At 68.6% G+C, this 14,067-nt stretch carries 8 protein-coding genes, 1 tRNA gene and 1 pseudogene; 9 read left to right on the top strand and 1 reads right to left on the bottom strand.

What is annotated here, in order from left to right; genetic code table 11:
* The first annotated feature begins 236 nt into the window (after positions 1 to 236).
* A pseudogene (locus LAO51_17155) lies at positions 237 to 707 on the top strand (thrombospondin type 3 repeat-containing protein).
* Between the two features lie 913 nt (positions 708 to 1,620).
* On the opposite strand, the gene LAO51_17150 reads toward LAO51_17155, so the two are convergent.
* A tRNA-Leu gene (locus tag LAO51_17150) sits at positions 1,621 to 1,707 on the bottom strand.
* Positions 1,708 to 1,812: 105 nt separating this feature from the next.
* Between LAO51_17150 and rnr the strand changes: the two genes are divergently transcribed.
* The 8 genes from rnr to LAO51_17110 form a co-directional block, all read left to right on the top strand.
* A complete protein-coding gene (gene rnr, locus LAO51_17145) occupies positions 1,813 to 4,074 on the top strand; it encodes a ribonuclease R (GenBank protein ID MBZ5640471.1) in 2,262 nt (753 codons plus the stop codon).
* A complete protein-coding gene (locus LAO51_17140; GenBank protein ID MBZ5640470.1) occupies positions 4,071 to 4,502 on the top strand; it encodes an archease in 432 nt (143 codons plus the stop codon). Before rnr ends, LAO51_17140 begins: the two co-directional genes overlap by 4 nt.
* Positions 4,503 to 4,762: 260 nt before the next feature.
* Complete coding sequence (locus tag LAO51_17135; protein ID MBZ5640469.1) at positions 4,763 to 8,668, top strand: carboxypeptidase regulatory-like domain-containing protein; 3,906 nt, start codon at positions 4,763 to 4,765, stop codon at positions 8,666 to 8,668.
* A gap of 95 nt (positions 8,669 to 8,763) precedes the next feature.
* Positions 8,764 to 9,573 carry a cytochrome c3 family protein gene (locus LAO51_17130; protein MBZ5640468.1) on the top strand — a complete coding sequence of 270 codons (810 nt, stop codon included), beginning with the start codon at positions 8,764 to 8,766 and terminating at the stop codon, positions 9,571 to 9,573.
* A gap of 186 nt (positions 9,574 to 9,759) precedes the next feature.
* Complete coding sequence (locus LAO51_17125; GenBank protein ID MBZ5640467.1) at positions 9,760 to 10,965, top strand: hypothetical protein; 1,206 nt, start codon at positions 9,760 to 9,762, stop codon at positions 10,963 to 10,965.
* Between the two features lie 37 nt (positions 10,966 to 11,002).
* Positions 11,003 to 11,533 carry a cytochrome c3 family protein gene (locus LAO51_17120; protein ID MBZ5640466.1) on the top strand — a complete coding sequence of 177 codons (531 nt, stop codon included), beginning with the start codon at positions 11,003 to 11,005 and terminating at the stop codon, positions 11,531 to 11,533.
* Positions 11,533 to 13,575: a hypothetical protein gene (locus tag LAO51_17115; GenBank protein MBZ5640465.1), complete on the top strand. Its 2,043-nt coding sequence runs from the start codon at positions 11,533 to 11,535 to the stop codon at positions 13,573 to 13,575. The genes LAO51_17120 and LAO51_17115 overlap by 1 nt, the downstream gene beginning before the upstream one ends.
* Position 13,576: 1 nt before the next feature.
* Positions 13,577 to 14,067, top strand: a 491-nt coding sequence (locus LAO51_17110; GenBank protein ID MBZ5640464.1) for a hypothetical protein, incomplete at its 3' end; no start/stop codon positions are given.

The raw sequence follows: 14,067 nt of genomic DNA, 5'->3' as shown, positions 1-14,067 counted from the left end.
CGATGGCGTATGACAGCGCGCGGGAGCGCGTGGTGCTCTTGGGCGGGTTCGGCGCGACCGGGAGCCTTCTCGCCGCGACTTGGGAGTACGCTCCGATCTCCGCGTGCGGGCACGCGAGCGGCGTGGTGGAGTTCTTGGCGGGCACCGGGGCCGGGAACGGTTCCGCTCTCGATGCGCTCGGCCCTCCCGACGGCCGTACCGTGTCGCTCGGTCTCGACGGACAGCTCGTTCTCGAGATGAGCCCCGCAATCCGCAACGGTCCGGGGGCGGATTTCATCATCCACGAGAGCGGCGCGAGCAGCGGAGACATCGACGAGAACTTCCGGGTCGAGGCGAGCAAGGATGGGATCGCTTATGTATTCGTTCGCGATTGCCCGGGGGATGAGTGTCAGGTCGATCTTTCGGAGGCCGGGCTCACGAGCGCGTTGTTCGTTCGAATCACCGACCGTCCGCCGCAGGAGGCCGGCGCTCCTCCGCCGAGGACCGGCGCGGACATCGACGCCGTTTCTGCCGTTCACTGTGAGGTTGCCGGAATCTGCAACGGCATCGACGACGACCACGACGGCATCGGGAACGTATGCGACAACTGCCCCGGCACGGCGAACCCGAATCAACTGGACTCGGACGGAGACGGCGTGGGCGATGCCTGCGACAACTGCCCCAGCGTGGCGAACTCCGACCAAGCCGACAGCGAGAGAGGCGACGTTCCTTTGCAGCAGTGGGCGACGTCCGCGACGGCGAGCAGCGAGTACTCGTCGGGGGAGTACGGCGCCGCAGCGGCGCTGGGATTCCCGGACGTGTCGGGATGCGACGGCGACCCGGGGGCGTGGGCGCCGCTCGAGGGCGGAGCGGATCCCGAGTGGCTCGAGGTCCGTTACCCGATCCCGGTCTACGCGACCGGGATCGCCGTGTTCGAGACCTACGTGTTCGGCTCCGTGTTCCAGGTCGACTTGATCGATACCGACGGGGCCTACCACACGATCTGGACCGGGATCGATGTGGCCTCGTGCGGGACGCCTTTCTCGGCGACATGGGAGCGGACGGCGTATCTGGTGGCGGGCGCGAGGGTGCACACGGCGATCGACTCGTGGGAGCAGATCGACGCGGTCCTGCTCGACGGCGCTGCGCAGAACTACCCCGAGCCGGACGGGATTGCCGATGCCTGCGACAACTGCCCGAGCGCGGTCAATCCCGACCAGACGGACGCGGACCATGACGGCCGGGGAGATGCCTGCGACTGTGCGCCCATGGACGCAGGGAGCTACTCGTCACCCGGCGAGGTCGCGGGCGTACGTGCGGCGGGAGCCAACGACACGGAGATCTCGTGGGACGGTCAGGCCGTGCAAGTCGGTGGCGCGGTGGAGTACGACGTCGCCTCCGGACCGTTATCTGATTTGCGCAGCGTCACGGGTCTCGCTGGCGCGACCTGTCTCGCGGGACGTCTCACGACCCCGACCTACGCGGACAGCCGGGTCCTTTCGGTCGGGGAGGGCTTCTACTATCTCGCGCGTTCCCGCAACGCGTGCGGCGTCGGAACGTACGGATCGCAGACCGGGGGAATCGAGCGGGGGATCACGGCTTGCCCGTGATCTCGTTCGCCGCGACTCTTCGACTGGCGTATGGTGCCGAAGCCCGGACTCGAACCGGGACGGGCTAGGCCCACTAGATCCTGAATCTAGCGCGTCTACCAAATTCCGCCACTTCGGCCAACCGTGCGGCGATAAACTACCAACCCCGGGACGCTCGTGTCAAGCAGACGCGCCTGCACGAAGGCCGGCGCGCGACCTGATGCTCCCGGAAAAGCGAGGCTCCATGCGGCACGAAAGGCCGGCGGCCCAGGACCGGGAGGCCGTCGAGGACGCGGTCCTCGAGCATCTCCGAGGGCCCGACTACCGCCCCGCGTCCCTCCGCGAGATCATCGACAGGCTCCGCGTGCCCCACAAGGCCCGGCCTGCGTACCGGCGCGCCATGCGGGCGCTCCTGGTGTCGGGGCGGGTGGTTCACGTCCAGGGAAGGAAGCTGGCCGCCGCCGAGGAGCGGATCGCCCGCGGCCGGATCCACGTCCACCCGCGAGGGTTCGCCTTCGTCCGCACCGAGGAGCCCGGGAAGGACGTGTTCATTCCGCCCCGGCGCCTCGGCGGCGCGGTCCACGGCGACTCGGTCGAGGTGAGGGTCCTCGGGATCGACCGCGATGGAAGGCCCGAGGGGGAGGTGACCGACGTCGTCGATCGTCGGGGGCGGCGCGTCCAGGGGCTCTTCAGGCAGCGCGACCGAGGCGGCCTGGTGCAGCCGTTCGATCCGTCGGCTCCGTCGGAGGTGACCATCCCGGGCGCGTTCCGGATGGACGCCGAGGACGGCGACGCGGTGGAGGTCCTCGTCCTTCGGCCCGCGGTGGGCGGCGCGCTGTCCGAGGGGAAGGTCGTCGAGGTCTTCGGCCGTCTGGGCGATCCCGGCGTCGACACGATGGTGGTCGCGCGCCGCCACGAGCTCAGGACCGAGTTCCCCGACGACGTCGTCGCGGCGGCGCAGCACCTTCCGGACGCGGTCCCCGCCGCGGAGGCCGCGCGCCGGGAGCGGTTCGACGAACCTTCCCCGGTGACGATCGACGGGGAGACCGCAAGGGACTTCGACGACGCGATCGCGGTGGTCTCGCTCCGGGACGGAGGCTTCCGTCTCTACGTCCACATCGCGGACGTCGCGTTCTTCGTTCGGCCGGGGCACACGCTGGACGTCGAAGCGAGGGAGCGAGGCACGAGCGTCTACTTTCCCGACCTCGTCTTCCCGATGTTCCCCGAAAAGCTGTCGAACGACCTCGGCTCGCTCCGCCCCGGAGAGGATCGTCTGGTCCAATCGGCGATCCTCGACCTGGATCGTGAAGGAGCGGTTCTCTCGGTCCGCTTCGCCGACGGCGTGATCCGGTCGGCGGCGCGGCTCACCTACACGCAGGTGGCCGCGGTCCTCGATGGGCGGGAGCCCGCGCCTCGGATATCGAAGCGGATCGCCGGGATGCTACAGACCGCGGACGAGCTGCGGGACCTCCTGGAGCGGCGGAGGGCGGCCCGCGGGAGCATCGACTTCGACCTGCCCGAGCCGAAGATCCTGCTCGACGTCGAGGGAGCGATGACCGGCATCGCCATCGAGCCCCGGAACCGCGCGCACCGGATGATCGAGGAGTTCATGCTCGTCGCCAACGAGGCGGTGGCGGGGTATCTGGACCGCGAGAGGGCCCCCTGCCTGTACCGGATCCACGAGGCACCCGACCCGCTCAAGGTCGAGGCGCTCGCGGAGTTCGCGTCGATGTTCGGGCTCTCGCTCTCGGCGGACCCTGAGGCGGTGAAGCCGCGCGACATCCGGAGGCTCGTCGAGGCCTCGGAAGGCCGCCCGGAGCAGGCGCTCGTGAGCCAGGTCGCCCTCCGCTCCATGAAGCAGGCTCGTTACAGCGCGGAGAACCTCGGCCACTTCGGCCTCGCGTCGGCGGTGTACGCGCACTTCACCTCGCCGATCCGCCGCTATCCCGACCTCACGCTCCACCGGATGCTCCGCGCGTTCCGCCGCGGCGACGCCGGACACCTCGCGGCGGTCGCGGACGGGCTCCCCGAGCTGGCGGACGCCTGCTCGAAGCGCGAGCGCGAGGCGGAGGCCGCGGAGCGCGAGCTGCTCGAGTGGAAGAAGGTCGCGTTCATGAAGGGTAAGGAGGGACAGGCGTTCGACGGGATCGTGACCGGGGTCGCCCGGTTCGGCCTGTTCGTCCAGATCCGCGAGACGCTGGCCGAGGGGCTCCTTCGCGTCGAGGGGCTCGGGGACGAGCGCTTCGAGTACCAGGAGCGGAGGATGGAGCTGCTCGGCGAGCGCTCCGGCGCGTCGTACCGGCTGGGCGACCCGCTCCGGGTCGTCGTGGACCGGGTCGACCCGGTGCTGCGGCGGCTCGACCTCTCCATCTCGCCCGGGAGCGCCGCGGGAGCGGGACGCGCCGGCAGGCGGGCGCGCGAGACGGGGGCGTCGCCGCGAGCGCGCGGAAAAGGAGCCGGGAGGCGGCCTCGAGAGGGCAGGGCAGGCGGCAGGAGACGGAGGTGAGCGGCGAGGTCCCCTGGTACCGCCTGATCGACCACACCGGGGACCTCGCCATGCTCGTCCGGGCGGCCACGCTCGGGGAGCTCTACGACGCCGCAGCGCGAGCGCTATTCGACGTGATCCTGGACGTCAGGACCGTCGAGCCTCGCGAGCGGCTCGAGGTCGGCGTCGAGGGCGCGGCGGACGCCGAAGACCTGCTGGTGCGATTCCTGTCGGAGCTGCTCTTCCTCCACGATTCGCGCGGGTGGCTCTTCCGGGGCGCCGAGGTTCACGACTTGAGTACCGATCGGCTCCGCGCAACGGCGATCGGCGAGCCGTTCGACCCCGCCCGCCACGCGATCGTTCGGGAGGTCAAGGCCGTGACGTACCACCACCTCCTCCTCTCGGAGGATGCGGACGGATGGTCGGCCCGCCTCGTCCTGGATCTCTGAGCACGAAGCTGCCCGGCGCATAGGTAGGAATTAAGGTTCGCATTGTCGTCAAAACCCCCAATCGGCATGGGGGAATAGCCGCAGCACGACCCACTGCCCCCGCGATCCTTCACCAAGCGCTCCCCGGATGAGGTGTATTCCTTCGAAATCAGCGACTTCGCCCCGTGAAGTCCCGGTTGGCCCCTGCGCCCCGGGGATGCACGGTTCTTGCACAAGGCCGCGCTCTGCAGCGATCTCTCTAGGAGGAGGAGCGAGGAAAAATGAAGCCAAGAACCGGAATCCCCCACTTGAAAACCATGTCGATGGCAGGGCTCGTCCTGGCTCTTCCGCTGCTGTTCGGCGTGAGCGGAGCCTGGGCCACGATCCAGTACCTGGACGATGGCGCCGTTCAGAACAGCCAGAACGGCTGGAATCTCCCGGCGCAGGGAACCTGTCCGGCGGGCGCGGCCCAGGGTTACGCCGGCATCGACACGCGGCCGGAGTGCTCGGCGCTCAGGCTCAACATCGTCCAGGCGAGCTGCACCGGTAACTACTCCTGGACGACGAGCGGCGTCTGCAATGACCTGGTCCACACGAGCCAGGCGACGTGCGAGCCCGCGGGGGACCGGCTCTGGAATGCCGCCACGAGCACCTGCTCCGTCGTCATGATGTACGACGACCGGAACGACGTGACCTGCGTGAAGCACGGCGGCACCTGGATCACTTCCGGCACGTGCACCGGCGCCTGGGTCATGCCCGCGCGGACCGTATACGCCCCGAACCTGCTCACGGGCACGGGCCCCGGGGATCAGTGCCTGCGCTGCCACAACACGCTGACGCAGTACAACAGCCCCAGGGTGCGGGACACCGAGGACACGCTGTACATGGGCCACAAGAACATGGCCCGGAAGGTGACCCCCGGCCTGGCGTGGGGCGGCCCACCGATCGCCTGCACCGACCCGAGCTACACCACCGAGGAGGACTGCATCCACCACGGCGGCTCGTGGCTCCCGGTCGCGTCCTACCCGAGCGACGACACCGGCAACGTGTTCAACTGGGGCGCGGGCCAGATCACCGTGAGCGGCACCCCCTACGACCTGACCTGGATCTACGGCGACTGGATCAGCCCGCTCCCGAGAGCGATCTACAAGGCACCGGCCAGCACGTCGAAGACCTGCACCGATCCCCGGTACTCGAGCCAGAGCGCCTGCGAGGGAGCGGGCGCGACATGGGTCTTCAATTCGGGCACGACCTACTCCTGCGGGCGCTGCCACACCACCGGCTGGACCAGCGACAGCGCGATCAAGCCGTCCACCGGGATCGAGGCGAAGGAGCCCGAGGCGTCCTTCCCCGGCATCACCTGGGACCGGCTCAGCAACGCGCCGGCGAACGTGGTGAATCTCTCGGGCGCCGTGACCGGCGATCCCAACAAGTACTCCTCCTGGGACGCTTACGGGATCTCGTGCAACCGCTGCCACAACGCGGCGATCGACACGACCAAGGGGGACAGTTCGACGCCCCCGCAGTACAGCTCGCCGACCGGGATGTCCAGCCACCACACCAACCTCACCTCCACCGACATCAGCTCCGGAGCCTGCACGGATCCGCGCTGGACGGCGGAAGCCCAGTGCACCGCGAACGGCGGCACCTGGACCATCGCCTGCAACCTGGGCTCCACGGCGGGAACCTGCACGAACGCCGCGACGAGCTCGGCGGCGTGCGCCGGCACCACCACGGCCAACTGGATTGCGGCCGCCGGCTGGTGCAGCAACGCGTTCTACGCGAACCAGACGGACTGCACGGCGAACGGCACGTGCAGCAACTCCGTGTACACCACCCAGGCGGCCTGCACCGGGGCCGGCGCGACCTGGAGCGCGTTCCAGTGGCAGGACGGCTGGTGCGTTCGCACCGACGCCCAGACTTCGGCTACCTGCACCGGTGGCTCGGGCAACAACGCGCTGACCTGGCGCGCGAACGGGAGCCAGGCTTCGTGCCAGGCCGCCGGCGGCACCTGGTCGTTTACGAAATGCAGCCTCGAAGGGTACTGCAACAGTGGGACGTGCAGCGACCTCGCCTACACCGACGCGGTCAACTGCGAGGCGGCCGGCAAGACCTGGACGCCGATCCTCACGAAGGCCGCGTGCGACACGGCCGGCGGCCAGTTCCGCTACGCGACCGACATCGTCCGCTGCGACGACGCCGGCGGCAGGTGGACGGGGAACAACATAAGCCGCGGCCCGATCATCACCGGGCTCTGCATGAACTGCCATCGCCAGGAGACCGGCGGCCTGCCGTACGGCGCCACCTCGAGCGACGGGGTGACGGTCAACTACACGGCGAGCGACCCCGCGGGGCAGCTCAAGGTCGGGCCGTACCACAGCACGGTGGCGTTCCTGAGCCACCCGCACGGCAACCAGTTCCTGAACAGCCCGCACGGCAAGTTCGTCGGGACGTTCGACAAGATCGCCACCGGGAAGTTCAACTTCGCGATGACCGGCGAGTACCGGAGCTTCTTCCAGATCGACGACGAGGCGGCGAACACCGGCAACGGCTGCACCGGCTGCCACGAGGTGCACACCAGCACGGTCACCGGGGAGAAGCCGTTCCGCGCCGAGTGCACCGAGTGCCACTCGGGGCAGCACGCCATCGACCTGACCCGGATCAACCACCTCGGCGGGACCGGCACGCCGCTCGAGAAGATGGGGACCGAGCCGTCGGAGCCCTGCATCATCTGCCACATGCCCGGCGGGGCGCACCTGTTCCGGATCAACGCCAGCGCCAGCTACTCGACGTTCCCGATACCCGCGGCCATCTCGGCGACCCAGAACGCCAACACGTCCCCGGACGGCACCTACGCGAACGCCGTCTGGGTGGACGTCGACGCCGCCTGCGGCCAGTGCCACGGCGGCGGCACGTCCCACGTGGAGACCACCGGGAGCATCACGCTGTACACGACGCAGGGCGCGTGCACCACCGCGGGAGGGACCTGGGCGTCCGGCGCCTGCAGCCTCAACAAGGTCGTCACCGTGGCCAGCGCCTCCGGGTTCACGGCGAACGAGCGGATCACCGTCGCGGACGCCGGGAACTTCGAGTACGACGAGATCGGCCCGGTCTCCCGCGGCGACTTCGCGAGCTACATCGCGTCCGTAGGGCCCGGGAACATCCTCACGCTCGCCGGCGCGCCGCCCATCGGCGTCAGCGGCAAGGCAGTCATCCAGAATCCGGTCCGGGATCCCGCCAACTACCGGACGAAGGCCGCGCTGGCCGCGGTCGCCCAGGGGATGCACGCGTCAGCGGGCGTCTCGTACGGTGTCGCATTCTCGGCCTCGCAGACCGCCAACACCCTCAACGTGCGCACGACCGCCAACGTGGACTGCGGCGCCGATCCGTGCCCGGGATTCAAGTACGAGTGGGACTGGGGTGACGGCTCGACGTCCGAGACCGCGGTCCCCATCGGGCTCCACACCTACCCGACCTCGGGCAGGAAATCGATCGTGCTCGTCGTGAAGCTCGACCAACCGGCGCCCAACTTCCTCTCGGTGGGCTCGTCGACGTCCAGCATCACCCTGTCGAGTCCCGACCTCCCGCCCACGGCCGCCGGCGTTTGCACGTGGGATCCGACGACCTGGACCATGCAGGTCGTGGACGCGTCGACGGACGACGGCTCCGACGGGGACACCCTCCCCGGCGACGGCAACGCGATGCTGCAGATCGTCGTGGATTGGGGGGACGGAAGCCTCAAGTCCATCGGCGGCCAGGGCGCCACGTACAACCACACCTACGTCGCGCCCGGCGGACCGTACACGGTGAAGTTCAGGGCGATCGACAGCAAGCTCCAGGGCACGGACTACGTCGAGTGCCCGATCGCCGCGACGCCGACGTACTTCTCCATCAGCGGCGCGGTCACGAAGAGCGATCACACGACGCCGTTCGCCGGCGTGGTCGTGACGGTGTTGAGGAACGGCACGCTGATCAAGTCGGTGGCCACGGCGGCGGACGGCACCTACTCCGCCGGATCACTCAAGTCCGGGTCGTACACGGTGACGTTCACCCGGTCCGGCTACACGTTCCCGACGCTGGGGCCGATCCCGATCGGCCCGAGCAGCTCCGACAACGACGTCAGCGCGAACGCGCCGGGGCGGATCTCGAAGTCGCTCGCGAGTCTCGAGCGGCAGCGCGCCAACTGAGGAACCCGCGGCAGGGGGGCGAGCGGGATGGACCGCCCGCCCCCCTCGAGCGACGGAATGACGAGATGCGAAAACACGATAGCGTCGGAGGAAACATGAAGAGCGTTCTTAGAGGATTGCTGGTCGCTGCCTGCGGGCTCCTCGTTGCGTCCATTGCGATGGCCTACTCCGGATCCTATCCGGTGGACAGCGGGGTCAACGGCACCGTGCACGATCTCAGCACCGTCCACAACGGGATGGACTACACCGCCGTTCCGGCGGACTCCCTGAATCGGGTCTGCATCTTCTGTCACGCCCCGCACAACTCCTACCGGCTGAGCACGGCGACGGGGGGCGCGGGGCCGGTGGCACCGTCGGACTTCGACTACCTGCCGCTCTGGAACCACGAGTTGCAGGCGTCCACCGCCTACACGATGTACGAGAACGGCCCCGGGGCGCCGCAGACGGGCCCGAAGGCCTCGCAGGCGATCCTCAACGGGATGGCGCCCGGCAGCTCGTCGCTGCTCTGCCTGAGCTGCCACGACGGCACGATCGCGGCGAACCAGTACGGGAACAGCGACCAACTCGCCGGGTCCTCGTCCACCGGCGGCAAGTTCATGAGCTCGGTCTACACCATCGGCCATGGCGCGGACCGGTACCTCGGGAACCACCACCCGATCGGTTTCGACTACGATCTGGTCAAGGCCGGCGACAACGAGATCCGGAACGCCGACAACGCCATGCTCACGCCGTCCACCTTCGTCCGCGATCACCTCTACGGGCCGGGAAGCACCCGAATGGAGTGCGGCACGTGTCACTCGGTTCACAACAAGGGGAACGCCGGCGAACGGCTCCTGTGGAGGAGTGACGAGAACAGCAAGCTCTGCCTGACCTGCCACGACAAGGGCCCGTACATCGCTCCCTGAGGCCTCGACGGAACGCGGATCGGCATCGGCGAGAGGGGAACGGCGACCCTTCTCCTCTCGTCCATCCACTCCATGGGAAGTCCCGCTCCCATCCCGGTCCGTTCCGGGGTGGTAGACTGGCCCGTCCCGACACGCCGCGGCGCGCTTTCTCTGACCCGGCCGGAGCGACGGCATGCGGAAGGACCGATGACGAACCGGGGCGTAGGCTCGGCGTGCGCCGTCCTCGCGCTGCTCCTCGCGGGGTGCGCCGCGCCGGTGCGGAGGCGGGATGCTGCGGTCTTCTTCCCGCCCCCGCCGAGCCTCCCTCGGATCCAGTACCTGGTGTCGTACAGCGGGCTCAAGGACATCGAGAAACAGTCGGCGTTCAGCCGGTTCGTCGTCGGAGAGCAGCAGAACGTCAAGGTGGACAAGCCCTACGGCGTGGGGATCCGCGACGGCAAGGTCTACGTCTGCGACACGAACAACACGGTCGCAGTGTTCGACCTGAAGAGCCAGACCTTCGGCGCCCTCAAGGGCGCCTCGGGGCCGGGACGGCTCGTGCAGCCGACCAACATCGCGATCGACGGCGACGGAACCCTTTTCGTCGCCGATCCGGTCCGGGGACAGGTGGTCGCGTTCGACAGGAACGACGAGTACCTCCGGGCGTACGGGGAGCCGGGCGCCTGGCGTCCCGTGGACGCGGCGTCGTTCGGAGACCGGTTGTACGTCGCCGACGTCCAGAACGGGCTGGTCAAGGTCTTCGACCGCAAGAGCGGCGAGATGGTCGAAACCCTCGGCGACAAGGGGGCGCCCTCCGAGCGGCTCGACCGGCCCACGAACCTGGCCTTCGACCAGGAGGGGGATCTGTTCGTCACCGATGTCGGCCGATTCCAGGTGGTCAAGTTCGACCGCGACGGGCATTTCAAGGCGACCTTCGGAAAGGCCGGCGACAATCTCGGCCACTTCGCGAGGCCCAAGGGCATCGCGGTCGATCGGGAGGGCCGGCTCTACGCGGTGGACGCGTCCTTCAACAACGTCCAGATCTTCAACCCGGACGGGCGCCTCCTGATGTTCTTCGGCGGGGGAGGCGAGCAGCCCGGCAATTTCACGCTGCCCGCCAAGGTCACGATCGACTACGACAACGTCCGGTACTTCCAGGAGTACGTCGAGCCCGGCTTCGACGTCGAGTACCTCGTTCTGGTCACGAGCCAGTTCGGAGACCGCCTGGTGAACGTCCTGGCCTTCGGGAAGGAACGAGGCAGGAACTATCCCTCCGACGCCGACCTGTTGAAGGAGATCGAGGAGCAGCGGGCACGGGAGATGGAGAAAGCGCGGCAGCAGGAGCCGCGATCGCCGGATGGGAAAGCGCCGTCACCACCACCGCAACCCCCTTCTCCCGCGCCGGTCCCATGAATCGCGGGGCGGGCGGGCATTCGCGATCCCCGGCACGATGAGAGCGAACTCGGCGGTGGCCTGCTGTTGCGTGGTGGCTGCCCTGACGGCCGGCTGCAGCGTCGCGACCCGTCACAAGGTCCTCACGGTGTTTTTCGACGGGGTCCCGGAGCCCAAGCAGGCCGCGGCGGCCGCGGCGCCGGTGCCCGCTGCGAGCGCACCGGCCTCCCGAGCAGCGGTCGCTCTGGAGCACGGGCCGTACGCCGCCAAGCTCTGCGGAGCCTGCCACCGGTCCGCGGCGGGCAACGCGCTCGTGGTCCCGAAGGACCAGCTCTGCCTCACGTGCCACGAGTTCCGCCGCGCCACGAAACACGTGCACGCGCCGTTGGCATCGGGCGACTGCCTCATGTGCCACGATCCGCACAGCTCGAAGTACGCCTACCTCCTGGTTTCCGAGCCCGAGGTCTTTTGCCTCCACTGCCACGACGCGCAGGCCGTCTCAAAGAACCCCGCGCACTCCGGTGAGCCGAGGACGTGCACGGCTTGCCACGACGCCCACATGTCCGATAACGAGTACCTGCTGAAGTGATGGCGAGGCGAGACGTGCGTTGCGGAGCGCTGGCCGCGGCCATCGCGATCGCGGTCGCCGGGCTCCCGCCCGCGGCGGCGAGCTGGGAAGACCTCGCCCCGCATCCGGTTCAGAACCGGATCTTCCTGGACCTGTACGGGTTCTACGAGGACGACGACATCCGTTACGGCAGCGGCGACTCCCACTGGGACGACACGTTCTTCAGGGAGAAGCTCACGCTGTCGTCCAGCGGGTTCTTCTACCACCCTCGGTTCCTCCAGTACGAGATGTCGCTCGCCGGGGCGCTGAAGCAGGAGAGCTACGATGCGCCCTTCCTCGGCGACGTCGGATGGAGGACCGGAACCGGGATCGAATACGACATGAGGCTTCTGCTTCTGCCGGAACACCCCTACAACCTCGAGCTGTTCGCGCTCAGGTACGAGCCGTTGCTCCGTGAGGAAGCCTCCCCCCAACGCGGCGGCATGCAGCGCAGCTTCGGCGGGGTCTTTCGCTACCGGAAGCGGCCGTGGTTCTCCCACCTCCGGTTCAGCGACGATTCGGTCGACGCGGGCGCCAGCCAGACGGATACCCGGAGGCTCGACGCCGGCGGACAGTACTTCCAACGATTCGAGTCGGGTCGCCAGCTCTCGCTGAGCGCGAACGTCAATCCGTCGAGGTTCACCACCTCCGAGGGACTCTCCGGAACGTCTTCCCAGGACGTGCTGAGCGGGAGCGTGGAGGTGGAGCGGGTGCGGCTGACCACCAGCCTCTCCCACAACACCATCGATCAGAGCGGTCTCCTCTCGGGGTCGTTCAGGAGCCACGAGCGAACTTTCGAGGAGCGCCTGACCGCCAAACTGCCGCTGAGATTCAGGGTCGACGCCACGTTCCGCGTGCAGGAGAACGAGAACTCCATCCGTGCTTCGGCCGACGACGTCGCGCGAGAGGTCGACGACACGTACAAGGAGCTCCGTCTCGACCTCTCGCACCGGCTCTTCGAGAGTCTCGACACGAACTACATGCTGCTGCGGGAGAACCGGGAGTCGTCCGGCGGGGACACCCGCTCCACGACCCACCTGCTCAATCTCGACTATACTAAGCGCATCGTCGGTGGCAGGCTCCTCGCCGGGATCAGCTTGGGGAGGGCGGACACGGACACGCGAGGGCAGACCACGGTCGTCGACGAGTCGCACCCATCCACGGCCGTGCCGGGCACGATCACGCTGGCGCGCCCGGACGCCGACCCGGCGAGCGTCATCCTCTACGTGCGATCGCCGCTCCCGCCCGGAGCGCTGGTGCGGCTCGTCGATCCCGACAACTACGTCGTCGCGATGGAGGGAAACGCGGTCGTGATCCACCTGTTCTCCCTGCCGTCGGGGTTCATCGTGCCGGGGAGCTTCGATTTCGAGGTGAGCTACGCCCTCCTGGGCGGCCGCTTCGTTCTGCGATCCGATTCCACCGGGTACAACTTGAGCGTCGAGCTGTTCGACCAGAGGCTGACGCCCTACTACCGGTACTCCGCCGTCCGCTCGGAAGTGATCTCGGGAGTCTTCTCCGGCGTCCCCGTGGATTCCACGTCCCACACCCTGGGCGTCCTCGCCCGAAGCGGCCGGTTCCGCGCGCTGGGCGAGTACCAGAAGCTCGACTGGGTGATCAGCCCGTACCGGGCCTGGCGCGGGGAGGTCCAGTACGTCGCGCCGGTGGACTCGACGACCAGCTTGTACGCCACCACGTCGTTCCTCAGCAAGCGATTTCCCCACGGCTCGTCGTCGTTCGATCAAGCGGCCTATACCGACCAGGTGGTCTCGGCGACCGGCAACCTCCAGAAGCGGTTCATGCGGCAGAACCTGACGATGTACGCGGGCGCGTCGTACACGTCGATCCGCGGCCTCGTGGACAGCGACTCGTACTCGTTGAACTCGTCCGTGGTCCTGAGGATCGGCAAGATGGACCTCAGCGGGGGCCTGAGCGCCTACGCGTCGAGCTCGGACGGGGCGGCGGTGACCGGGACCCGGCGCGCCCACCGCCTCGCCTACTTCAAGGTGCGGCGGGAGTTCTACTGAGATGACCATCGACGGGACGCGCGGAGCGAGCCGGCTTGGGGCGGCCGGGGTGCTCGCCTTCACGATGGTCGCGTCGGGGTGCGCGTCGAGCTACACCCTGAGGACCACGCGGCCCGACATCGTGCTCCAGTGGCCCTTCCAGCCGAGCCCGGCCAAGGTGACCTACGTCCGATCGCTGAACGGGCTCTCGCGCCGGAGAAGCACGGGAGCGGTGCTGAAGGCCGCGGTCTTCGGCACCGAGAAGGAGGACCGCGACGCGTTCGTCCTGCCGGTCGCGGCGGCGGCCGGCCGGGACGGGCGCATCGCGGTGGCCGACATGGGCCGCCGCTGCGTCCACCTGTACCTTCCGGCGCAGGAGCGCTACCTCCAGCTGTTCGGGCCCGACCAGGACCGGATGGCCGCGCCGGTGGCCGTGATCTTCGACGACGGGCTCGGCCTGTACGTCTCCGATTCGACGGGAAAGGTGCTGGCGTACGACCCCGACGGTGCACT

The organism is Terriglobia bacterium (genome assembly GCA_020073205.1).
Taxonomy (GTDB): domain Bacteria; phylum Acidobacteriota; class Polarisedimenticolia; order Polarisedimenticolales; family JAIQFR01; genus JAIQFR01.
This window is presented reverse-complemented; position numbering and strand designations above follow the sequence as displayed.